This is a genomic window from Bartonella rattaustraliani AUST/NH4, from assembly GCF_000312565.1.
In the GTDB taxonomy this organism is placed as follows: domain Bacteria; phylum Pseudomonadota; class Alphaproteobacteria; order Rhizobiales; family Rhizobiaceae; genus Bartonella; species Bartonella rattaustraliani.
This window is the reverse complement of sequence record NZ_CALW02000061.1, coordinates 13,594-38,790: the sequence shown is the minus strand read 5'-3', so window position 1 is coordinate 38,790 and position 25,197 is coordinate 13,594. Positions and strand designations below refer to the sequence as shown.

Here is a 25,197-nt window from a genome sequence, read left to right as displayed (position 1 = left end):
AAATAGAATTAAGAGTGATAGTGCACTCCACTCAAAATAGATTGTATAAGCTTATATTGATAAAAAGAAATGCTGTAAAATGAGAATTTTCAAAGAAATGAAACAGTAAAACTTAATCTAGCTTCTAAAAAAGATAAAACCGAACTTATTTTTACGACAAATCATACACACTGTTGTTAGTAAAATGTATAAGCAAAACAACCTATGAAAAGTAGAAAAACCCGTATCTTTTTTATAACGGAAAACCTAAGAAAACGCTTAAATATGTCTCAAATAATAAATTAAACTTTGACCTAAAAGCTATCAATCACTAAAAATAAAATATCTCAACGCCCTGCCTCTATGCTACCTGTGACTGCCGTGGTGGCTTGAGAGGAGGCTTCTGCTTTTTCACTTTGAAAGCCCACTGTCATATTGCCAAATGTACCAGCCTCTGTCAAACCGCTTAACGTATCCAGTGGATTGCCCCACGACTTTGGATTCAAAATGCGCGTCCCCCGAAATAGCCCCTTCCGCTACCGTGTTATTAAGTCTCTCAACCACCAAATTATAAGTGCCTGCCGCGTAAATAAAGGAGGAGATGGCTTTGATCCCCTCCTTCATTCGTGATTTTATCCACCTACCTTTTTAACGATGGCTAGGGCGTTTTTGTAAAGCTTTTTGATTTTGCTCACGTTTTCTTTCATTCTCAAAATGCGTTCGTAAAGCACGTTCCTGTTTCGTTTTGTTGGTCACACCAAAGGTATCATTATCCATAAATTGCTGATATCCAGATATCATCAAATTAGCTAAAAATGAATTACTTCTCATAGATTGTGCAAAATAGATCCCTTTTGAATCTTGCAATTTATACTGGAAACCTGCTTTTTTCATGCACTCATAAACTGAGGCAAATTCACTCGCATACGAATTCATATCGTTAGAAGAAGCATAAACTGGTTTCCAACCACATTTTGACAAGGCTTGTTGGATCATAGCTTTATTGGCACCTGGTTTTTCCCATAATGCTAAAGTTGATGGAGGAGGTTGGTTAATACATCCAGCTATACCTAACAAAGTTACAATGCTTAATAGTTTTAAAATTGATTTCATTTTTCCCCTCTTTCAATGGATTTATTTACGATGAAAAGGCTCTAAAGCCTGTTGATATTTTATCTCTGTTTTTTAAGACAATTCTGAACAATGTTGATATAATTGATTGAGGGAACAATCCCGTCATTCCAAGGAAAAGAATGAGGGGTTGTTCATTATCAGCAAAAACAAGGCTTAAGGTTTGCATTCTGGTGCTTTTTTATACTGCTTACAAAAAGGGCTGTTGAGGCGCTTTTTAACACTGCGCTGAGGAATGACAGCTCCAGGACGACAAATCGGGAGGTTTTCTTCTTTAAAAGTATAACACCACCCACCCTCATGTTCATTTTCATAATGGAAACCTGATTGAACCATGCAAGCATGAATTGTTGCCCATGCATTAATACTAAGTTTTCTGCTTTCTGGATCGGTATAATAAGGTGTTGGCATGCCACATTCTAACAAGGCTTTTCCTACCTCTGTAAAATCTGCTCCTGGTTTCTTCCACGCTGCCACTTCTCCTATAGGAGGTTTGTTAAACTGGCACCCAGCTATACTTAACAAAGTTATAGTGCTTAATAATTTTAGAGTTTGTTTCATTTTTTCCTCCATGATTTACTTAAAGGGAATTGTTCTAGATGAGATGAACCATAATTATATCTACATTGTGGACTCGCATCTCCAAGACATGTGTGAACACTGTTGGGATCTGTGAACATTTTCTTCCATTCTTTCCACCTGTTGCTGCCAGTTGGCACTGTTTCGTAAGTATAGCTATTGCCGCCAATCACTCTGCTGACAAAGTCATATCTATGCCCATCAAAACCTACACTGGTTTGTTTGCCATTCTTCATATAGCTTAACAAACCTGCCGCAGCCAAAGCATTAGCCGCTGGTGCATAAAAATTGACCTCTGTTTTGTCAGCTATCCCACGCACACCTTCTTGTTTGAAAGAAGACAGCGCGTTATACAATGTCATGCCACCGCGGCTATGCCCGTAAAGTTTTAGCCCCGTATTCCCATAGCCATACATCAGATCTTTTGCTTCTTGTGTGGAATTGGTCAGACCCCAAAAGTTATTTTCCAGAAACTTCTGATAGCCCGCGACCAGAAGTTCTGAGATGGCCGAGTCTGCTTGCGGGAACACAACAAAATAAAGCGGTTCATTTTTATCCTTCGCATGTTGTTCGGCATAAACAGCTGCCTCTTCCGGCGGCGTAAAGATACCATTGAAGGACACATGCACCCTGCCATCAGAACCTTCTTGTAAATGCTTCTTTTCTTCATCCGTTAAATAATGAAACTGAGGTATTGGTTGTCCACGGGCGTCTCTTATAGGTACCCCATTTTCATCTTTGAGATAGATTATCTGTCCCTTTTCATCACGATCGACCACAGCGAGAGGATGTTCTTTGATAAACATGGTTTTATAGGATTCATCGCTGTATTTAAATCCTTCTTCCAGCAGTTGGGTTGCCATTTCACGGTTTTCATGGACGATTTGTTCCAACTTGGCGACATCGAGCTGTTGTACACCCTGATGGGCAGTAGCAGTATCACGGTTAAGGGAGGCTATGGTTTGTTCCACGCCTTCGCCCGTCAACGCCCTTTGCCCCGCTTCATTTGTCAACACAATGGTGCCCTCGCTAATGGCGGATTTGGTATAGCCTTCCTTTGTATCCTGCTTTGTTGCATGATCTAAGACATTTTTGGCAATGTTTTTGGCAACACCATATTTGCCTTGATACATGGGACCACCCGCAGAAATGCTCAAACCTTTGCTGCTGGCTTGGGCATGGGCACTGTTGGTAATGTCACTTGTGCTGATGCTTCCTGTGCTCAAGCTGTTTTTTTCTGCTGATGCGCTGCTCTCTACAATACCTCCGGTGAGCGTTGTTTTGTCTTTCACGGTGATCTCAAAACCACCCTCCCCCGCTTTGATGCCTGATTGCTCCACAACACTGTGATAATCGCTCGAGGATTTATCTTTATTCACGGAGATATGGCTGCTAACGGCATCATCCTTTCTTCCACCATTAAACCCAACAGAAACAGATTTCTGCTTACTGGAGGTTTGCCCCGTATCACTGCGGCTGGCAATGGCAAGATCCCCTCCCACTTCCATTTTCACACGATCTCCCAAAACCACACCTCCCTCCAAAGTGGTGTTTTTCCCACTTGTGGTATGAACTGCACCGGTACCAACAATATGGCTGTTCTTTTGCTGAACCTGCTCACTGGAACCCTTTCCTTTCCCAAAAGAAGCATTGCCCATCCACCTTGGATCGCCACTCCCATAGCTGTATCCAACATTGACAGAAATATTTTGCGAATGGTTTTGTGTGCTTTGTGTGTTCCTCGCACTTTCCAAGGTGATATCCTGACCGGCTTGGAGGGTGATATTCCCGCTCTGTGCATCATTGTTTTGCATCGGATTTGACCCAGCGACAATATCAACTCCAACACCATGAATGCTGCCTTTGTGGGCTTGCATGTTGACAGAATGCCCGCCCTCTATTGTCCCTGTCACCGCCGTGGAGGCTTGAGAAGAGGCCTCTGCCTTTTCAGCCTTAAAGCCTGCCGTAATGCTGGCTGAAGCATCCGCCATATTAAGAAGATCTCTTTTGGTTGCTCCACCCTTCATTCCGTTATAAAGACCCTTGCCTTTGTTATAGAGATCATAGCCTTTTAAACCAGCAATCAAACCATTGCCAATTTTGTGTTTTGTATCCCCATGACCAAAACGTTTTGCAGCATCTGTTACATCTTTTACAGTACCAAGAATGCCCACATTGACAGAACCTGTCACACCAGCAAAGGATTTTTCATGTGTTTCTTTGCCGTTCAAGATGTCATGGCTTTCTGACAGTGTGATATTGTTGCCGGCTTCAACATTCACATCACGCCCCGCCAAAACATCAGCTGCTTGCATGTTCACATCATTGTCGGCTGTGATCTGCACATCTTTATTGCCCACAATATGCGATTGAACGGATGTTGTGCTCTTTTGAGCGTCTTTATCCTTCTTGCTGGCAACACCAACACCCACAGAGGCACCACTATGATTCTTTTCAAACTGAAAGCCAAAACCTGAGCGCTCTTCCTTAGCGCTTGAGGAAGAGCTATTCTGACCAACACGCACATTAACATCACGCGCGGCACTCAGGCGAACATTTTCCCCAGAAATATCAGAGCCCACAACCGTTATATCTTTTTTCTTGGCGGTAATGTTGATATTGCCCTTGGCACGCAATGAAGAGCCTTGATGTTCAAAACTCTCTTCATTTTGCGCCTTTCCTTCACTGCCATATATCGACACAAAACCATTGCCTGAACCCACGCCAAAACCAGATTTATGTTCTTCTGCATGGCTGCTATGGTGGTCTGTCATGCCATCCATTGTTACATTTTCTGCTGTCACACTCATATCTTGCCCTGAAAGCAGATGAGACGCCGTTATCGTGGCGTTTTTGTCTGCCTCCATAACAATATTGCCTGTCGCCCCAAGAACAGAAGAAACCGCTACTGTATGTGCTTCAGAGCTCTTGGAAGATTTCTCATACAAAAATCCGCTTGTTGAGGATTGCTGTTGCTGATCATAATGTTCTTGGGCACCTTTTATGACAATATCCCCACCAGCATGAAGAGAAATAGCCGCTTTTGCTTGATCTGGCGTTTCCTCTTCTTTTCCAGCTATCACGATCGACCCCGTGATTTTGGTATCATTGCCCGATTCAAGGGTAACACCGTTCCCCCCGGTGAGGCTTGAAGCTGCCACTTGGCCCGCCTCCATCTTGTCATGCATGGACTTACTGCTGCTAAATGCCCCCCCTTCTTTATGGTATGACATCTCATAATGTGTGTGATCTTCTGCATGGGTGATCAGAATATCCTTGCTGGCTTTAAGCCCTACCTTGCCCTCAGCGGCAACAGAACTGCCGGTAATGGTGAGATCATGCCCTTTCCCATCTTGCCCTGCGAGCGCCGTAATATCACCCCCAGATGTTATCGAAGAGCCTAGGGAAGTCGAGGTTTGCCTATCGGCTTTCGTGTTTCTCACCTGAAAATGGCTCTCCGTCTCATCTTTTCTGACCCCTATGGCTATTTCCCCTTGCGCATCAAGGGATACATTGCCCTTTGCCTCCATATCGGAGGCAGCAATATGGATATCTTGCCCCGATATCACGCTCATGTCTTTTCCTGCCTTTACATGTGCGCCATTGTGTAAAACAACATGGGAGGTTTCATAGTTGCTCCTCTTGTTCATATTGCTGCGTGTGGCATCAATCGAAACATTGTCTTTCGCTTGTAAAAGCATATTCTCTTGTGCCTGAACATCAGACCCTAAAATGTTGAGATTCTTCCCCGATGATAGTGTTGTGGAACCACCAGAACTGACTTCCGATTGATGGTGCATGGTGGCGTTGCCATGGTTTATGTGGAGATGGGTTTTGGCTGATCCTATTGTTAAATTGCCCTGTTGTGTGGACATAGTCAGGTCACCCTTTGTGGCAATCCGCACCCCATAGGCTGTGATATCTTGTTTGGCAATCACGCTCGCATTGCCACCAGCAGAAAGGGCATTTGAGTTTAACACAGTCTCCACACCATCAACTGTTGTACGCCCTGCTTCAAGATGAATACTTTTTTCAGCAAGCAAGACGACATCACCCCCCGCGGCAAAATGTCCCCCTTGACCAAGAAGATCCCCGCCATGCACATGCAATTGGTGCGAGGCTGCAATCCGCCCTGAATTGGTGAGCGTTGAATTGCGCGTATTGTTGCTGGTAATATTGACATCCTTCCCCATGATCAAAGCACCAGAAGAAACAAAGGAGCCTCTGTCTTTTTCTGGAATATAGAGCGTGGGTACGTAAACATCCATGCCTTTTACTTTTTGGCGCACATAAACCACCATTGGGGTTTCTAATGCATCCAGCTGTTCTTGTGTTAAAGCCTCACCAAAGGGAAGGTTGTGCGCTTTTGCATAATCTGCCCCTTGATCCAGCAAGTTTTTGACTTGTTCAATGGCATCGCTCCCCGGAATAAAAGAACCTTGCCCCAAACCTTGCCCCACAAGATCACGCATTTGTTTTTCAATCAATTGCTTTTCAAAATAAGCATCCCCTAAGAAAAAAATCTCTCTATCTGGATTATAACCAATTCTGTTTAAATAATAGGCGGAACCATAAAATTTGCCGACATCAAGAAATTTCGCACGCGTTTCATAAAGAAAGTTTTGTTGGGGCAAAGTGCCACCAACACCACCCGATTGCGGTTTTGGTAAAGGAAGTCCCTCCAAAGCACCTGTTGCCCCACCTATATCAATGTTTGGCGTAAATAAAGCATCTGCTGCGGTTAAACCACTCAATGCGCCTAGTGGGTCACCCGAAACTGCCATTGCCTCAAAATACGCATTCCCTCTAATGGAACCTTCCTCTGCCGTGTTATTGATTTCATTAACCACCAAATTCAAGGTGCCCCCTGCTTGCACAAGGCCAGAAACACTATCAAGAGCTTCTGAGCTCACATGGCGAACGCCACCATTGGCTATATTTAAATCCCTATTGCGGCTTCCATCAGCGTTATAGGCATAACAATTATCCGTGTTTGCATAACAATGCATAAAGATTTTTTTATAAGCTGTTACGCCTAAATTGGTCAGCTTATCGGTGTAGATATCCGCGTTTACACCCGCTTTTATTATACTATAGCGGTTCTCAATATTATCAGCGTTAATGATAAGATTACCCGTCGTTTCTATCAACCCCTGAATGGTGGGTTTGTGCGAAAAACCTTGCGTGACAGTTTGTTCTGTCATGTGTGACCAATTCTTGTTTTTCCAGCTCCCGAATATCCCTTCCCATTCCTCATTTCCATTCCATTCATAGCGGTGTACGGACAATTGCTTACCTATAGGTTTATGTTCCCAAGTAAATGCCTTATAGACTGTTCCATTGCTTGAAATTGCCGTACCATACGTTTCTTCTTGGCTATTCCAAAGTGGATAATCCAAGTAAAGTTTTACGTGCCCCTTAATTCCCACAGTATTTGACTGATGCTCATGCCCACTTCCCCAAAGACCAGTATTCTCATCATTATATAACATTCCATCACGGAGCTGATTAGACCCTTTTGGTTTTTGGAATGAAATGTTCCTATCTCTAGTGCTTTCTGTAAGAACAGGTGTGCTATCGGCTTCATTTTGCAACGTTTTGGTTTGGATTGCTAATGTTCCGCCAGCTTGAATGAATCCTGCTTTATTCACAAGAGAAAAGTTTCTGCCTGTGCCTGCCGCATTGGTGAAAAACAAATCATGCCCTGATATAATGGCGCCAAAATCATTTAACACACTACCGTCAACTCTCAGAGCGCCATTCCCCCCTGCATAGATTAAACCCGTCCTGCTATTGGTTACATCAGCTGTCACATTAAAGGTTAAATCCCTGCCCGATGCCAATTGCCCTCTATTTTCTAGCCTGTTTGTTTTAATCACCAAATCTCTTGCGGCTAAAACAGAGGCTTCCTTATCTGCCATAAGGCTTGGAGCAATCAAAAGAATATCACCCGTTCCCCCCTTATCGGCATTCGCTTCAAGCGAGGCATCGCGAATCTCAAGAGCATTTGCGCTTTTAAAATCTAAACCACCATAAATTAAACTGCTACCTGAAACATAAAGATTATCCGCATCGAGAAACAGGGTTTGCGGTGTAATAATATGAGAACGATTATCCCTCAAATCCAAGGTGTTTGCCTTCAATTTCACATCCCCACGCGCCGACAATGCATTCTCTACACTGATCTCTCCAGACACAGAGGTTAACTTTACTGTGCCATAGCTCATAACCTGATCATAATAAATGTCGTTGCCGGCAAAAATATCAATATTTTCACCACTCACAGTCTGCCCTACTTTAACCCCCTCTTGTATAGTCAAAGAAAGAGAGCCTTTATCATGCAAAATAATCTCGCCATTCACATTCGCCCCATTCACACTCGATTGTGCGAAATCAACCCCTGTCATAAGTGTTCCAGCATGAAGACTTCCAACCCTTAAATCAGCATCATCCCCTGTGAGAAGAGAAGCGAAATCAACGCCCCCGCCCTCAATATGGGCCTTGCCATAGGCAATCAGTTGTCCAAAATGAATGTCTGCATTTGTTGCAGATCCTGCGTGAATTGCTACATTTTGATGCGAGAGGAACGTTTGAGAAACAGAAATCCTATCATGAGAAACTAAGGCGATATCCCCTGCTCCATAAACACTTTCAACTTCAATCGTACCCTGACGGCTTTGTAAATCAACACCCCCTTGTGCCCCAAGAACCACAACACCTGCCGCACCGGTTTTCGCCATATCAACCCCACCGGCTAAAAGATGTGCCTGGATAGCACCACCGGCATGTGCCTTTAAACTCCCTCCAGCTAAAACAATCCCATCAATGGTCAGATTGCCCCCTGTTGCAAGCGCCATATCAGCGCCTGAACCAAGCCCTGAAACTTTGATGGCATGGCGGGAAAACAGCTTCATATTGCCTCCAGAAGTTGCTTGCCCCGCAATGGTTAAAAGCCCTTCTTGCGCCTCTGCTGTAACATGACCATCCGCCCCAACCGTCTCTAACATCACATCTTTTTTTGCGGCAATCTCAATATTCTTTTTCGAGGTAATGCGCTTTGCATGAAGGTGATCGCTCTTCGATTTCAGCAAAACCCCACCATGACCAAAAACATTCTTCAAAGAGATTTTTCCATCAGCAGAAAGGCGCAACTGACCCGCATTGGCAGCCATATCATGGCGCATGCGAACCCCAACGCCTTTTTCTGTCGCCACAAGTTTAATCCTATCCGCCTGTAATGCCCCCAAAGCAGAACCATCTATCGCATATTCCGGTTTACCGGTAATATCTGTGAGCTCTTTCATTTCACGAGACACATAGTCAAAGTGCCCCGTTCCAGCATGCACCCCTATCTCCCGACCCGCAACTGGTCCTTCAAAATGCACAGTTCGGGAAACAATATCAAGAATATCAACAGATCCCTTGCCCGTGAAAAAATTCGCCCCGCTTTTGCCAAAGGTGATATCCCCTCCTTTCACCTCAAAACCCTTTAAAAAACCAGTCTCATCAATTTCAGGAACACCTGTTGTCAATGTCGCATGGGGCGTGTTGATAAAGCCACAACCCTCACAACTTATACCATTGGGATTGGCAATAATGACATCCGCTGCATGTCCAAAAACTTCCCCTGGACCCTTCAGAGCACTGCGTTTGCCACTGGTCACTTCATTTAAAATCACCCTTGCCGCACCTGAAAAACGCAAATGCGGATTGCCCGGCATGATGCCCCCCAACTGCGATTTTCCAACTTCCTGCGTATGATTGTTCCAAATAACACCAGGATGATCGATATTAAAATCGTGATATTTATTGTGCGACAATCCCTTGCTATTGGGGGTTACAATATCAATCGAGGGAACCCCATTGGGCGCTGTACCAATATCAGGACGATTTCCTGCCCCCGCATGCGGATCAACAGAAATTTGTGCCTGCACAATTGAAGACTGTAATAAAAAAGAAAAACCTATTCCCCCACTTAAAATATTCTTGAGAACAGTACTGGATACTAAAGCTTTAAACCACCTTGCTCTGCTTCCTTTGTTATCATTTGTCATAATTTTATTCCCCAATAAATAAACTTAAAAATTCATGGTCACTGTTACAAAAGCTGTTCCTGACTTTTTGTGCTTCACTGAGCTCCACAAAATATTAGAATAGCTCGTATCAAGAGAAACAGTACCGCCTACAAGCTTGACCCCCGCCGTCCAACCAGCAAGATGCTCATTTGCAAAACCATAAGAAGGTTGCGAAAAAATACGACCATAGTCCAAACCAATATAAGGGCGAAGCTCACCCAAAAACCTTTTTAAATGCACGTGGTTACTCCACGGCATTGTTCTTAAAAACAAGTCATTGCGGATAAAAAAACCGCTATTCCCAAATATCAAACTCTCGCGCGTTCCACGGACATTAGAAACTCCTCCCAACGCAATCTGCTCAGAACCCAATAAATTGTGAGGCGAACATTGCCCACTCAACAAATTGCTTAATATCAAGTTCCACTCCCCTAACTTAATGGGAGTCATCACACTGAGCGTACCGGTAAATTTCATAAATTGAGGTTCTGCATCCCCTACTCCTAGATCATGCTTTTTGGCAGCATGAAACAAACGAAGCCCTTGCAAATAACTGACATCAAATGTCCATGTTCCACCTAACATTTGACGAGAATGCGAAGCCCCCAAATTGGCAACACTATATTGACGACTGCCAACCTCACTCTTATTCCCAAGAAGATAATTGTTCGTTTTTTTATAAGAAAGACCTAAATTGAGTGTCGTCAATGAAAGGCTATCACGATGAAGAACGGTGCTTGTGCCGGCATGTAATTCACTAGAATTGCCCGTTGTTTCAATATCTGTAAAATTGCCCTCAATGATGCTTTGATAATTATAGGCATAACCATTCAAAGAAAATGTCCAATAACCATAAGGAATACTCACACCGGCTGAAATACTATTGCTATGCCCTTCTTGTTTGCTTCCACCCCAATAGTCAGGTTCAGTGCGTTGATAACTAAAATCCCACGCATCATTGAAACCTAAAATATTTTCTAGCTTTAAGCCTGCACTATAACGCGCATAACCTGTAGAAGATTGTCCTAAATTATCATGGGAAACATGAACTTTGAAAGCTTTACTAGGTTGATTGTTAATATTTACAATCGTGCTGCCATCTTCACGTCCTGGGAGAAGTTCGCTTTGAGCGTGCCCTGAAAAAAGCCTGTTGATTTGATCAAGCCCTTGTTCAATATCGCGCATATTAAGAATATGCCCTTTAAGCCCTGGAAAAGCACTCCACACAACATTATTATGAGAAGAAGCCGGTAAACCATTGTAATAAATATCCGAAAGCTTGCCCTCAACAACAACAAATTTGAGCACTTTGCTGTTTTTGATATCTTGATCGGGTACATAAAAACGCGCTGTGACATACCCTTTATCTAAATAGACCTTGGTTAACTGCTTGATTAAAAGCTGGATATCAGAAAGATCGATACATCTTCCAACATAAGGATCTGTTATGGCTACTATAGAGCGCTTTTTGATATGATAAACCCCATCAACAATAATAGCATGAATTGGAAAGCAGTACTCATTCCTTAAATGCGATCCTTGGGTTCCTTCAGAAGACGTTGTTAGGCCTTGAGGCGTTAAGGTGCGTAAATTCTCAATTCTTTCTAATTGCTGCTTTTCTGAATATCTGCGAGAAAAATTATCTATGGGTGATTGTAAATGTGAAATCATTGATGATTGTGCGTATGCTGTAACGCCATTTAAAAAGCCAAACGACACAAGGATAACGAAAAAAATCCTTAAAAAACAACCTTGACCTAATAATACCAAAAACACTGCAGATTGCCCCCGCATTTTGTCATTCATTGTGCATTCCCCGAAAGACTGCTTCATGAATATTGAATCGTAATAAATGCACACTCAAAAGTGTCATTTTCTTCTTAAGCTTTTTAACAAGAATTCATCTTCCTGCGTCCCAATTAAAATTATAAAAAACCTTCTCCTTTATGACAGGGATTTTGCCATCTCCACCTCATCAACACTGCAAATCAAAAAAGCAAAACAACGAAATATTTAAGCAAAACACCCAACAAAAAAAATGGCTTCTCATATCCCAAACGGCGCTAAAAAAATAACCATAGAAAAAAACTCTCTACGTTCATCTCATATCATATTTACTTTTTCCGAAAATTTTACATGATGATGTCGTCATGTTGCTCTTTAATTAAAGCTTTGTAAACACCACCCTTAAAACTATACCCCGACTATTCTATTACCCCTGCTCTCTATCCATGCAAACCTTGTTCCATAGAAGAAAAGTTGATACTGCAAGACTTTCTCTCTTGCACCGCGTAAACAACAGCCATCTCTCTTTTAAAACAGCCAACCCCTTTTTTAAAAGCAGCAAAAACAGTGACCTTGCATTTTAAAACACTGCAAATCTCTATTTTACTTGCCTAACCTTAAAGGTCTACGACTTTTAAACAACTCAATTCCTAAAATCAAGTTTTTAAAGGATTAGAAAATAATTTTATCCCATTCATCGTTATATATAAGAGGAAAAAAATAATAACTTCAAGACTCTTAAGTATTCTTATAATTTCATATTTTTTAATTTCGTATCTTTGTTTTTAACTTCTTTTAAAAAGAAAAAATATCTGTGTATAAATGAAAATGTATTTTTTATAACGCAATAGTGTTATAAGTATCAAATTATATTTTCGTACTCTCACAAAGAGGGGGTTGTACATTCCGTATTATCCAATAAAACCTGCACCTTCGATTTACACTGTTACCATTTTAATGGTATACTCTTTATAATGGCCTCAATCAGTAGTATTTATTCTTTTCTATTCTCTATTTTATAACATTTGTCTGCCGTTATGAGGAAAAGTTTGCCCAGCGCCTAAATAACATGATGCTTAGCAAGCTTTTCTTCAACAAAAATAGGATTATTGAGTGTCTTCTCTTCTGAAATCATCAGCTGCTTTTTGCACTTTATTTATGTTGCTTTTTTTTAAATGATAAAATTTAAGTGCATAAAAACAAATAACAAGCCAAACAATCCAACTTGCACCGACAATCAAAACTGGCCGTGTATCATCAAAAAACCATAACAAAATAAAAATAAAGATCATAAATAAAATAGAAAAAATTGGTCCTATCGGCCAAAATGGAATTGGAAACTGTAAACCACACTGTGCCTCTTTAGACATTTTAAACCGCATAAAAATTTGCGAAAGTAAAATCATCATCCAAACGAAAACCGTTGCAAATGTCGCCATTGCAGCAATGAGAAAAAAAAGCCCCTCATGGTAAAAATAATTAAGAGCAACCCCCAAAAGGAAAATGGCAAAAATCAATAAAATAACAAAAATTGGTATACCGTTTTTTGACAAATACTGAAACTTCTTTAAAGCATAACCTTCTTGCGATAATCCATGTATCATGCGACACGCACCATACATTCCACTATTCATAGCGGAAATAGCTGCTGTAACAACGACAATGTTTAGAATATTCGCTGCAAATGAAATCCCAAGATTTTCAAAAATTGAAACAAAGGGACTGTCCATCAGACCAATTTTATTCCAAGGATAAAGTGACATCAAAATAGCTAATGTCATGATATAGAATAACAAAATACGAATGGGTGTAGAGTTAATTGCCTTTGAGATCGTCTGATGAGGATTTTGAACTTCCATCACTGCCATCCCTATGATTTCTATGCCCCCAAAAGCAAAAACAACCACACTAAAACAAGCTAGAAAACCAAACCAACCATTGGGGAAGAGACCACCATTTTTCCACAAATTGTGTATCCCCACAGCAGAGGAATTGATGTCGGTATTCCATCCATATAAAATAATTGCTATTCCCAAAACAATCATCGCAACGATAGCGATAACTTTAATAGAAGACAGCCAAAACTCTAACTCACCATACACTTCAACTGCTGCTAAATTAATCCCTGTAATAATCAGCGTAATGCTAAGAGCCCATATCCAAGGCGCAACATCAGGATACCAAAACCCCATATAGGAAGCAAAAGCTGTAATATCAGCCAAACCAACAAGAATCATTTCAAAGACATAGGTCCATCCCGTTAAAAAACCAGCCAACGGTGATATGTAATTTGCAGCATAACGGGCAAAAGAACCAGGCAGTGGATTGTGAATAATCATTTCACCAAGAGCGCGCATAACCATAAAAATAGCTAAACCAGCAATACAATAAGCAAGCAAAACACTCGGACCAGCAAGCTTAATCGCTTGGGCGGATCCATAAAAAAGACCCGTTCCAATAGCAGATCCAAGCGCTAAAAAGATAACTTGACGTTTATTCATACCCCGTTTTAGTTCATTTGTTCCCATTTTTTTCCTTCTCATTGAAATGTTATCTGCCCATAGCACAACACCAACTTTATGATAAATAAAGCCTTTCTCTCCCCTCGTGAATATAACTAAAAAAGTATTGAATACTCGCCAATCAGACACTCAGTCCTTAGCAATAAGAAAATACTTTTATTGCGAATAATGCAATTTTTTATAGCTTAAAATTTTGTATCATTTTATTGAAATCAAGTGGTAACAAAATTTTTTATAATTGACACTTAATTCATTTTTAAAATCTTTAATTTTTTATAGAAAAAATATTGGGGTGAATGTAATATACCCCTTACGCTTTTGTTTTTCAAAAGAAAAGCTTGAAATTTGTATAGCAATATTTAAGGGCAGATGTGTTCAATTTTCACTGTTTTTTTAAGTAAACACCCTATCCTTTCGGATCATGACAATCAAAAATTATACAGATATCACATAAAATAGCTTTTTAACCTCATGCAATAACTTAATCATGATAAAGTGAATTTTGCTTGTTTGTAAGTGCTCGATAAATTGCATCTGCAATCCATTTTCTAATAAATCTCGCTGATTTAAACGCAACTGCTCCAAGGGCAACAACTATTGCAACAAAAACAGTCTTATCAACAATTGAGACGAGAAAAACTCCACCATTCTTTTCCGAAAATTGCCCCGCTATACCAACGAATGTTCTCTTTATTGCTTGAAAATAAGGCCCTTGCTTTTGTAGAACCATAACGCCGAAGCCCCTTTCTTGAGATTTGTCTCTCCCAAGGTTTGCATTAACCTCTCCAATTTGTGAAAAACAAAAAATAATAGTTATTAAAATACGTAATATTCTGTTCATAGACATTTTTCCCCTTTGTTTTTCTTAAAAACGCGAAAAAATACTAAAACTCACAAAACGCCTAAAAAGATAATAATAATGCACAATAAACATTATACTTACTATCCTATATTACAAATAACACTATTTCATACATAAAAGTATAATAATACATATAATATTATAAGTATATATTTTTATATTTAAAGTTTATCACTATATGAATAATTAGCAAAAAACTATTTAATTAAAGTGTTTTTTTAAATTATATTTTCAAATAGTCTCATATTAAATTAAAATAGCACAAAATACTCGTGTTAATATCAATTATATTTATAATAACATAAATGAAAAAACAGTCTGTTTATTCTTTTAAATTGCCATAAATACTCTATGAGGAAGTCCAAGAATTACGCTTCTTCCCTTCCTCACCCCTATTAAAATAAAGATCATTCAGATTCTAGTTTAGGAAAAATTGTTTCTGGTAAAGTGGATAATAAAGATCCCTCACGTACAAGGATATGCGCCTTATGCAAGTCTGGTGCCAGATAGCGGTCTTCTTTAAGAGTATCAATGTTTTTGCGTAAATGATTCATAACAGACTGTAAAAAAGAACTTGTTTTTAAAGGCGCACGATATTCAATTCCTTGTGCCGCAACAAGCGTTTCAATGCCAATAATCGTAAAAAGATTTTCACTCATTGCCAATAACCGACGCGCACCATGGCAAGCCATTGAAACGTGATCTTCCTGATTTGCTGAAGTTGGGGTGGAATCAACCGAAGCAGGATGTGCCATTTGTTTATTTTCAGACATTAAAGCAGCAGCAGTCACTTCAGCAATCATAAAACCTGAATTAAGTCCGGCATTTTGTGCTAAAAAAGCAGGAAGACCATGAGAAACTGCAGGATCAACCATAAGAGCAATACGTCGTTGAGAAATCGAGCCTATTTCACATATAGCAAGAGCGATCTGATCAGCAGCAAACGCTACAGGTTCAGCATGAAAATTTCCACCTGAAACAACATCACCATTCCCTAAAATCAACGGATTATCTGTGACAGCATTTGCTTCAATCATGAGTGTTTTTGCTGCCGCGAGAAGAATATCAAAACATGCCCCCATAACCTGCGGTTGACAACGTATACAATAAGGATCCTGTACACGATTATCACCGCATAAATGTGCAGCCCGAATCTCAGAATCTTTTAAAAGTTGTTCTAATGTTTGTGATACAGCAATCTGCCCATAATGCCCCCGTAAAATATGAATATCAGGATGAAATGGTGCCGTTGACCCCATGATAGCATCTGTTGTTAACGCGCCCGCAAGAAGCCCGCCACACAATGCCCGGTGGCTCTGAAAAAGACCAGCAAGAGCAAGTGCTGTTGATGTTTGGGTGCCATTAATAAGCGCTAAACCTTCTTTTGCTTCTAAAACAATAGGCGTTAACCTTGCTTTCTCTAAAGCCGACGCCCCACTCATGCGAATATTTTTTAAAAATGCTTCCCCCTCTCCCATCATAACAGCCGCCATGTGTGCAAGCGGTGCAAGATCACCTGAGGCCCCAACAGATCCTTTCTCTGGAATGACAGGAATAACACCTTTTGCAAGCATATTTTCTAGTAAAGAGATAAGCTCCAAACGAACACCTGAAGCCCCTCGCCCTAAAGAAAGAAGCTTTAAAGTCATGATCAAACGCACAATATTTTCAGTTAAAGGTTCTCCCACACCACAACAATGGGATAAAATAAGATTTTTTTGTAAAAGAGTGACATCATTCGCAGCAATTTTAATCGAAGCCAATTTGCCAAAACCAGTATTAACACCGTAAACTGGCTCACTTCCAGCAGAAATTTCCGCAATGCGTTCCGCTCCCTTTCTAATAGCTTGGTGCGTATCACTGTGAAGTGCACTGATTTCACCATTGAAATAAATCGTCTCAAGATCGCTAAGTGTTACCTCACCCGGTTTTAGTATAATAGTCATCATTTTCTTTCTTTAATTTAAAGATTCATTTCACTAGAGAAGTCTTTTACACGTCCCTCCTCAACTCACGGTAGAACGCTTCTTTTAAAACTTTAAAGACTCTCTCTTTATAACTTGAAGAATGTGTTGTGTATTTTTGTGCCCCCCTCAAGATAATAAAAAATCAATAGCTCACATTATTTTTAAAGAGAAATTTATTTTTTATTTAAAAATCATAAAAACGATAATCCAATTGTCACTCAAAATAAATTAAAAATAAGAAAATAAATATCCCTCTTTTAATAATAAGACTTATTAAAACGATAACTAAAATTACACTTTTTGATAAAAATTCAATAAATATATAAAAATAATATAAAATATTATTATAATATACATAACTTATTATAAACTTATTTAAGAAAACTCCCCATTCATCATCTCTGATTTTTTAAAGCATTATTATACCATACTAAATGTTTATCGATGCTTTGTAAAATTGTATTAATATATTCACCTTTATCATAATAAGCTATTGTTTTGTACACCGTATTAAAAATCCTGGAGATTATCAGATGGTCTCGCTTCCCCCCTCTTTATGATAAAATCATCAAAATGGTTTTCTTGCACATTACAAGTAAGATTGCGTGTAAGGATACAATTACTCTAAAACTAAAAATATCTCTTTAATGCGCTCAATGCAAAGATATTGTTGTCCTCAATGGTGCATATAAAATGACGGAGATGACTTATAGAAAAATGATAAATTACCAATGCTTTTATCTCATAACTTACAATAGATTTCATATTTGAAAACGGATACAGTTTTTCTCTGTTCTCTCAAGATTTTAAATATTTAACAGAAAAGATTCTAAAAAGTGCAAAGCTTTACATCTCTCAAATCACTTGATGACTCTGTCTATCAATGAATAAGTAATGCTCCTCATCATTTTCAGAAAATAAGCCTCATCCTTTCCAGAGTAATTTGATCACAAAAATCATACGCTGGAGAACTGGAAACTTTGGTGCACCCGACAGAATTCGAATCTGTGACCTCTGCCTTCGGAGGGCAGCGCTCTATCCAGCTGAGCTACGGGTGCTTACAATTAAACAATGCTCTTTTAACTGATCATACTCCCAGCTTCAATGATGAATATCATTCTTTTTTAAAAAGACACGTTTATGGTTTATCTCACTGTAATAATCTTTTATCCCCCCTGATATTATACCTCCCCTTCAACAGATTACTTTTCGCATAGAGTACTTTTTCTCACTAAAAGTGGTTTCTATATATCACTTCAAAATTCTCCTAAAATACGTTAAAAAATAAGTTGTGAATATTCAGGATAATTCTTAATGATGACATTACCAAACCGCTTTCATTTTATTTCCGCTGAAACTGAAGAAGCACTCAAAGCTACTCATAAATTAATTTCTCTTTACGGACATTCTTCCCTAGAAGAATCTGATGTTGTTATTGCAATTGGCGGTGATGGCACAATGTTACAAACGGTGCGAGATGTCATGAATACTAGAAAACCTATTTATGGAATGAATCAAGGCTCGGTAGGCTTCCTTATGAATGAATTCCATGAACAAAAATTGCCCTATCGTATCGCAGCCGCCCATAAAAAAGAAATCCATCCCCTACGCATGATTGCACAAGCGGAATGTCAAGGACATATCGAAGCCCTGGCCATTAATGAAGTCTCTCTCTTTCGTCAGTCCTATCAGGCAGCAAAAATTCGTATTAGCATTGATAACAATGTACGCATGGAACAATTGAGTTGTGATGGTATTCTCGTTGCTACACCGGCAGGATCTACGGCCTATAATTTATCAGCACAAGGACCTATTTTGCCCCTTATGGCCCCCCTTATGGCACTCACTCCTGTGAGCCCTTTTCGTCCTCGGCGCTGGCATGGAGCATTGCTTCCCGATACAGCAACTGTACGCTTTGATATGCTCGAAGCTGAAAAACGCCCCGTCAATGCCGCAGCTGATAATGTTGAAGTGAAATCTGTTCATTCCGTTACGATTTCAACAGCAACAGAAGTGACAGTGTCAATTTTATTTGACTCTAACCATTCATGGGATGAACGTATTTTATCAGAACAATTTCGCTATTAATGATTGTATTATCGTTTCTATGTGTATATCGCCGTTATGGTTGACTTTTTTATAAAAGCCCCTTAACCCTCTGAAAGAGTGTACAATACTTCATTTCATGAAGAGTTCGGGGAGCGAAATTAAAATCGCAGAGCAATTGATAGAAAAAATGATACCACCTTTAAACAGTTTTGATGATTTAGGACTTTCCGCAAAGGTTATTAAAGCCGTAAAATTAGCGGGTTATACAGTTCCAACCCCTATTCAAAGTGGAACGATTCCCCATGTACTTCAAAAAAAAGATGTTTTAGGAATTGCTCAAACGGGAACTGGAAAAACAGCCTCTTTTGTTTTGCCTATGCTCACACTGCTTGAAAAAGGTCGTGCAAGAGCAAGAATGCCCCGTACACTTATATTAGAACCAACACGAGAGCTTGCAGCGCAAGTTGAAGATAATTTTGAAAAATACGGGATCAACCACCGTCTCAATGTTGCGCTTTTAATTGGTGGAGTTTCTTTCGAACATCAAGACCGCAAGCTTGAACGAGGTGCTGATGTTCTTATAGCAACACCAGGACGCCTTCTTGATCATTTCGAACGCGGTAAATTGCTCATGATGGGCGTTGAAATTCTTGTTATTGATGAAGCTGATCGTATGTTGGATATGGGCTTTATTCCTGATATTGAACGTATCTGTAAGCTCACGCCCTTTACACGTCAGACTTTGTTTTTTTCTGCAACGATGACACCAGAAATCACAAAACTTACAAAGCAGTTTTTACATTCTCCTGTATCTGTTGAAGTGACAAAAGCCTCTTCAACAGCGACTACAATTACACAACGGCTCGTAAAATCTGGAAGTAAGTCATGGGATAAAAGAGCCGTTTTGCGAGACCTTATTCACAATGAAGGCGATGAACTTCAAAATGCTATTATTTTTTGTAACCGAAAGAGAGATATCTCTGAACTTTTTAGATCGCTTGTCAGATATAACTTTAGTGTAGGTGCCCTTCATGGGGATATGGATCAACATTCACGCACAAGCACGCTCGCCGATTTTAAGAACAATAAACTTAAACTTCTTGTTGCTTCTGATGTTGCAGCCCGTGGACTTGATATCCCAGCCGTTAGCCATGTTTTCAACTATGACGTTCCTACGCATGCTGAAGACTACATTCATCGAATTGGTCGTACAGGACGTGCAAATCGCAGAGGGAAGGCCTTTACTCTTGTCACAATGGCTGATCAAAAATATATCAGTGCCATTGAAAAAATGAGTAGCGAAAAAATTGAATGGCTTAATGGAGATCTCTCTACTTTGACAATCACTGATCACGAAGAGGACATTACTTTAAAAAGAAAAAATCTCAAATCGCTCAGGAAAACTTCCCAAAAGGAATCTCTTGCGCACACTCAAAAACCCTTAAAAAACGACATATTTAAAAACAACAAGGAAAATGACATCAAAAGTGCAAATAATAACAAAAAACCACTTGAAAAACGTCGTTCTCGAAAAAATAACGCCCCCTCACCCATTGGATTTGGCGCTGATATCCCAGCATTTATGCTCATAAAAACCCGTGAATAGGGCGAATGAAATTCCTTTTTTTAAAAAAAACGACGCTCATTCGCTTTGGAAAGTGAGCCTTTCTATGACTTTATCACGCCCTAAAAGCAGTAAAAGTTTTCCCATTTCAGGTCCATGATCCATTCCTGTAAGTGCTTGACGCAACGGCATAAACAACGCTTTCCCGCTACGTCCTGTCTTTTCTTTCAATGTCATCGTCCAAATTTTCCAAGTTTCATCATTAAATGCACCTTCAGGCAAGAAATGAAGTGATTGGTGCACAAATTCACGATCCTCAAGGGCTACTGTATCAAAATGTTGATCATCATGAATAATTTTCCACCACAAAGCAGCATCATTCACCTTATCAATATTGCCTTTTACCGTGTTCCAAAAACACTCTGTCATTTCTCCTTCAATAGAAAGCTTTTTAAGTCGTATTTTCACTTCCGCATAAGTTAACTCGTGGACAAGATGGCTGTTCAAAGTATACAAATCAGCAGCATCAAATTTCGCAATGGATCTTGACGTATCTTGTAAATTAAAATGCTCCAAAAGAGCTGCTTGATGAGAATAAGGGTGTACATTTTGTGAAGTTCCAATCAAAACAGCAAGACATTGAACGGCCATAGATTCAAATCCGTCCTCCCGCAAAGAGCGAATAGAAAGATCATTATTACGTTTTGAAAGCCCTTTTCCCGAAACTGTAGACAATAAATTGATATGACCAAAAACAGGTAATTTTGTACTCAGCGCTTTAAAAATTGCAATCTGCGCAGCTGTATTTGTAATGTGATCATCTCCACGAATAATATGCGTAATACCCATATCTATATCATCAACCACAGAGGGCAATGTATAGAGGTAGCTTCCATCTTCACGAATTAAAACAGGATCTGAGAGAGAGGATAAATCAATGGTCTGCTTTCCTTTTACCGCATCATCCCAGCAAACTTCTGTCCGCTTTGTTTGTAAAGGATCATTTTCAAAATTAGGAAGAAGAAAACGCCAATGCGGTTTGCGACCTTGTGCTTCCAATGACTTTTTATCTTCTGGTGTCAATTTCAATGCAGCACGATCATAAACAGGAGGTAGTTTGCGAGAAAGCTGAATTTTGCGACGTCGCTCTAATTCTCCTGCAGTCTCATAACAAGGATACAGAAGACCATGTTGTTTGAGAGATTCTGAAACTTCATCATAGCGACTAAACCGTTTAGATTGATAATAAATCTCATCAGGTTGAATACCAAGCCACTCAAGATCAACGACAATAGCATCAATAAACTCCTGTTTAGAGCGCTCAACATCTGTATCATCATAGCGTAAAACAAATTCTCCTTTATGCGCTTGCGCATAAAGCCAATTAAACAAAGCAATACGGATATTACCAATGTGAATATAACCTGTGGGAGAAGGTGCAAAACGGACTTTTACCATAAAATAGCCTCAACCTTTATCGCGAAAACGATTAACTATAGGATAACGACGATCACGCCCAAAGTTCTTATAACTTATTTTTACACCGGGCGCAGATTGTCGTCTTTTATACTCTGCACCATAAAGAAGTTGTTCAATTTTCTCAACTGTTTCCCGTAAATACCCGCGTTTAACAATATCGTGAACACTCATGTCATTTTCTACAAGAGCTTGCAAAATATCATCTAAGATAGGATAAGGAGGGAGAGAATCTTCGTCTTTTTGATTTTCTCGCAGTTCTGCGGAAGGTGCTTTTTCCATAATATTGGATGGGATCACAACGCCTTCTGGTCCCTTAAAATTTTGCAAATGGTTTTCATTGCGCCACTGTGCTAATGCATAAACCTGCATTTTATAGATATCTTTAATAGGATTAAACCCCCCATTCATATCACCATAAAGTGTTGCATACCCTACAGCCATTTCCGACTTATTGCCAGTCGTTAGCACCATTGAACCAAACTTGTTTGAAAGCGCCATTAAAACTGTTCCACGTGTCCGACTTTGAAGATTTTCTTCTGTCATATCAGAGGGAAGATCTAAAAAAACAAACGCCATTGTTTTCAAAAAAGCCTCCACAGGCTGCTCAATAGGGATGACCTCATAATGACAGCCTAAAAGATGTGCACACTCTTTGGCATCCTTCAATGATTCCTGCGAAGTGTAATGATAAGGCATCATGACACTACGAACCCTCTCAGAGCCAAGCGCATCCACCGCCATTGCCGCACAAAGAGCCGAATCTATTCCTCCTGAAAGTCCAAGAATAACATCTTTAAAGCTGTTTTTATTGACGTAATCTCTTAAACCTAAAACACAAGCTTGATAATCCGCAGCCTCCCCTTCGAGAAGATTTTCATTGGGACCAGAAACACACTGCCATCCTATCGTTTTGCGTTGCCAATGGCTAACAGAAATATGGTTTTCAAAATGTTTCATTTGAAACACTGTTTTTCCTTGTTCATTGACGGCAAAAGATCCGCCATCAAAAACAAGCTCATCCTGACCGCCAACTTGATTAGCATAAATAATGGGAATACCAGATTGAAGTGCTTGTTTACGAACAACCTCTATACGTCTTAGTATTTTACGACGATCATAAGGAGAAGCATTAAGAGCAAGAATGATCTCCGCTCCTTTATTGTTAAGCTCTGCACAAAAAGAAAAATCGTTCCAAATATCTTCACAAATCGCTATTCCTAACTTCATGCCATGAAAATCAAGAGGTTCAGGACGTGAACCTGCAGAGAATAACCGCTTTTCGTCAAATTCAGCATAATTGGGTAAATCAAATTTAAAGCTTTCAGAAACGACCCGCCCTTCATCAAGAAGCACAGCACTATTGTAAATATGATTATGACGCCTTAAAGGAAGACCAATGATAATTCCTGGCCCTCCTACCGTTATCTCTGCTAGTTTCTTAACAGCAGTTTCACATGTTTTTGTAAAAGCAGGCTTGAGAACAAGATCTTCCGGTGAATAAGCACTTATAAAAAGCTCTGTGAATAAAACAAGATCAGCACCCTCTTGTTTAGCCTTCTGATGCGCCATCACAGCAAGCGAAAAATTTCCTTCAATATCACCAACAACAGGATTTAATTGGGCCACTGCTACCCGAAAATCATTTTTCATAAGCCTTTATATCATCTCATTCCTTTTATAACTACAGTTCTGTTTTAATCATCAGAAACATATTTCTAAAAAATTCTTTTTTTACAAAGAACTAAAAATATTATGCAAGCTTTTGTTTAGCTATTTGCAATAAAAGTTAAGGAATCCGTATAACGATTTTTTTTAAGAAGTTCAGCAACAAGAAAAGCCAATTCTAATGCTTGATCTGCATTTAATCGCGGATCACATTGCGTATGATAGCGATCAGACAAATCTTCTCCAGAAATAGCATGCGCTCCACCTGTACATTCTGTGACATTACGACCCGTCATTTCGATATGAATGCCTCCTGGATAGGTTCCCTCTCTATAATGCACTGCAAAAAAACTCTCTACTTCTTTTAAAATATAATCAAAGGGGCGCGTTTTATAACCATTGACAGTAACCGTATTGCCATGCATTGGATCACATGACCATATAACCTGACGCTTCTCGCGCTCAACTGCGCGGATCAATTTTGGAAGATAATGTTCGACCTTATCATAGCCAAAGCGTGTAATAAGAGTCAGCCTCCCCGGTTCATTTTCAGGGTTTAGAATATCAATCAATCTCAAAAGCTCGTCAATCTCAAGGGAAGGACCACACTTTAACCCAAGTGGATTTTTAATACCACGACAATATTCAACGTGAGCATGATCAATCTGACGTGTACGATCACCAATCCATAACATATGGCCAGATGTTGCATACCAATCTCCAGAAGTTGAATCAATTCGTGTCAAAGCTTCTTCATAGCCAAGCAAAAGTGCCTCATGACTGGTATAAAAAGATGTCTCACGCAATGAAGCATTCGTTTTAGAGGTAATCCCTATAGAGCGCATAAAATCAATTGCTTCCGAAATACGCTCTGCCAACAATTCGTAACGCTCACCCTGCGGACTGTTAGAAACAAAACTCAACATCCATGCGTGAACATTTTCTAAATCGGCATAGCCCCCTTGCGAAAAAGCACGCAATAAATTGAGTGTTGCCGCTGATTGACGATAAGCCATCGACATCCGCTGTGGATCGGGAATACGAGCAGCTGCCTCAAACGCAATACTATTGATAATATCCCCCCGATAAGAAGGAAGCTCAACTCCTTCTTTGCTTTCCATATCAGAAGAGCGTGGCTTTGCAAACTGACCAGCAATACGACCAATTTTAACAACAGGTTTAGAATTACCAAAAGTTAAAACAATTGCCATTTGCAAAAAAACACGAAAAAAATCACGAATATTATCCGCTTCATGTTCTGCAAAACTTTCTGCACAATCCCCCCCTTGTAACAAAAAAGCCTGCCCTTGTACAACAGCCGCTAATTCACTTTTTAAAGCACGTGCTTCCCCTGCAAAAACGAGAGGAGGATAGCTGCGTAGCTTTTGCTCAACATCCTCTAACATGGATTTATCCGGATAAGCCGGAACCTGTTTAATTGGCCTTGTTCTCCAAGAGTTAGGCATCCATTCTTTTACCATTGCACTCTCTCCAGAGCTTAAGCCAAAGTTTTTGTGCTAAAAACCTTGCTACTTACCAT

General features: G+C 39.8%; 13 protein-coding genes and 1 tRNA gene. 2 read left to right on the top strand and 12 right to left on the bottom strand.

Annotated elements, in window-relative coordinates:
* Positions 1–326: 326 nt before the first annotated feature.
* The 9 genes from BN67_RS14280 to BN67_RS08485 all read right to left on the bottom strand — a co-directional run bounded on the left by BN67_RS14280 (position 327) and on the right by BN67_RS08485 (position 17,958).
* A complete protein-coding gene (locus BN67_RS14280) occupies positions 327–485 on the bottom strand; it encodes a hypothetical protein (RefSeq protein ID WP_019223694.1) in 159 nt (52 codons plus the stop codon).
* Positions 486–627: 142 nt separating this feature from the next.
* Positions 628–1,092, bottom strand: a complete 465-nt coding sequence (locus tag BN67_RS08520) for a hypothetical protein (RefSeq protein WP_019223693.1) — start codon at positions 1,090–1,092, stop codon at positions 628–630.
* A 174-nt stretch (positions 1,093–1,266) separates the two neighbouring features.
* The gene (locus BN67_RS08515; RefSeq protein ID WP_019223692.1) at positions 1,267–1,671 is read right to left on the bottom strand and encodes a hypothetical protein; all 405 of its coding nucleotides are present in this window, start codon (positions 1,669–1,671) and stop codon (positions 1,267–1,269) included.
* Positions 1,668–9,743: a hemagglutinin repeat-containing protein gene (locus tag BN67_RS08510; RefSeq protein ID WP_019223691.1), complete on the bottom strand. Its 8,076-nt coding sequence runs from the start codon at positions 9,741–9,743 to the stop codon at positions 1,668–1,670. The genes BN67_RS08515 and BN67_RS08510 overlap by 4 nt, the downstream gene beginning before the upstream one ends.
* A gap of 24 nt (positions 9,744–9,767) precedes the next feature.
* A complete protein-coding gene (locus tag BN67_RS08505) occupies positions 9,768–11,570 on the bottom strand; it encodes a ShlB/FhaC/HecB family hemolysin secretion/activation protein (RefSeq protein ID WP_026088241.1) in 1,803 nt (600 codons plus the stop codon).
* Positions 11,571–12,655: 1,085 nt separating this feature from the next.
* On the bottom strand, positions 12,656–14,077 hold the full coding sequence (locus BN67_RS08500) for an amino acid permease (protein ID WP_019223689.1): 1,422 nt from the start codon (positions 14,075–14,077) through the stop codon (positions 12,656–12,658).
* A gap of 475 nt (positions 14,078–14,552) precedes the next feature.
* Entirely contained in the window at positions 14,553–14,912 is a 360-nt protein-coding gene (locus BN67_RS08495) for a hypothetical protein (RefSeq protein ID WP_019223688.1), read from the bottom strand.
* Positions 14,913–15,340: 428 nt separating this feature from the next.
* Complete coding sequence (gene hutH, locus BN67_RS08490) at positions 15,341–16,879, bottom strand: histidine ammonia-lyase (protein ID WP_019223687.1); 1,539 nt, start codon at positions 16,877–16,879, stop codon at positions 15,341–15,343.
* Positions 16,880–17,881: 1,002 nt separating this feature from the next.
* Positions 17,882–17,958 (bottom strand) — tRNA-Arg (locus tag BN67_RS08485).
* A 256-nt stretch (positions 17,959–18,214) separates the two neighbouring features.
* Here BN67_RS08485 and BN67_RS08480 point away from each other — a divergent pair.
* On the top strand, positions 18,215–18,988 hold the full coding sequence (locus tag BN67_RS08480; protein WP_019223686.1) for an NAD kinase: 774 nt from the start codon (positions 18,215–18,217) through the stop codon (positions 18,986–18,988).
* A gap of 148 nt (positions 18,989–19,136) precedes the next feature.
* Positions 19,137–20,555 carry a DEAD/DEAH box helicase gene (locus BN67_RS08475; RefSeq protein WP_026088239.1) on the top strand — a complete coding sequence of 473 codons (1,419 nt, stop codon included), beginning with the start codon at positions 19,137–19,139 and terminating at the stop codon, positions 20,553–20,555.
* 36 nt (positions 20,556–20,591) lie between these two features.
* Here the strand turns inward: BN67_RS08475 and gltX are convergent, their stop codons facing one another.
* The 3 genes from gltX to BN67_RS08460 all read right to left on the bottom strand — a co-directional run bounded on the left by gltX (position 20,592) and on the right by BN67_RS08460 (position 25,138).
* Positions 20,592–21,971: a glutamate--tRNA ligase gene (gene gltX, locus BN67_RS08470; protein ID WP_019223684.1), complete on the bottom strand. Its 1,380-nt coding sequence runs from the start codon at positions 21,969–21,971 to the stop codon at positions 20,592–20,594.
* A gap of 9 nt (positions 21,972–21,980) precedes the next feature.
* A complete protein-coding gene (locus tag BN67_RS08465; RefSeq protein ID WP_019223683.1) occupies positions 21,981–23,642 on the bottom strand; it encodes an NAD+ synthase in 1,662 nt (553 codons plus the stop codon).
* Between the two features lie 116 nt (positions 23,643–23,758).
* Complete coding sequence (locus BN67_RS08460; RefSeq protein ID WP_019223682.1) at positions 23,759–25,138, bottom strand: class II 3-deoxy-7-phosphoheptulonate synthase; 1,380 nt, start codon at positions 25,136–25,138, stop codon at positions 23,759–23,761.
* Positions 25,139–25,197: the final 59 nt, after the last annotated feature.

Excerpts from the sequence above, each read along its gene's own strand:
- BN67_RS08520 (WP_019223693.1), bottom strand. The coding sequence starts at position 1,092 with ATGAAATCAATTTTAAAACTATTAAGCATTGTAACTTTGTTAGGTATA.
- BN67_RS08515 (WP_019223692.1), bottom strand. The coding sequence starts at position 1,671 with ATGAAACAAACTCTAAAATTATTAAGCACTATAACTTTGTTAAGTATA.
- BN67_RS08510 (WP_019223691.1), bottom strand. The coding sequence starts at position 9,743 with ATGACAAATGATAACAAAGGAAGCAGAGCAAGGTGGTTTAAAGCTTTA.
- BN67_RS08505 (WP_026088241.1), bottom strand. The coding sequence starts at position 11,570 with ATGAATGACAAAATGCGGGGGCAATCTGCAGTGTTTTTGGTATTATTA.
- BN67_RS08500 (WP_019223689.1), bottom strand. The coding sequence starts at position 14,077 with ATGGGAACAAATGAACTAAAACGGGGTATGAATAAACGTCAAGTTATC.
- BN67_RS08495 (WP_019223688.1), bottom strand. The coding sequence starts at position 14,912 with ATGAACAGAATATTACGTATTTTAATAACTATTATTTTTTGTTTTTCA.
- hutH (WP_019223687.1), bottom strand. The coding sequence starts at position 16,879 with ATGACTATTATACTAAAACCGGGTGAGGTAACACTTAGCGATCTTGAG.
- BN67_RS08480 (WP_019223686.1), top strand. The coding sequence starts at position 18,215 with ATGATGACATTACCAAACCGCTTTCATTTTATTTCCGCTGAAACTGAA.
- BN67_RS08475 (WP_026088239.1), top strand. The coding sequence starts at position 19,137 with ATGATACCACCTTTAAACAGTTTTGATGATTTAGGACTTTCCGCAAAG.
- gltX (WP_019223684.1), bottom strand. The coding sequence starts at position 21,971 with ATGGTAAAAGTCCGTTTTGCACCTTCTCCCACAGGTTATATTCACATT.
- BN67_RS08465 (WP_019223683.1), bottom strand. The coding sequence starts at position 23,642 with ATGAAAAATGATTTTCGGGTAGCAGTGGCCCAATTAAATCCTGTTGTT.
- BN67_RS08460 (WP_019223682.1), bottom strand. The coding sequence starts at position 25,138 with ATGGTAAAAGAATGGATGCCTAACTCTTGGAGAACAAGGCCAATTAAA.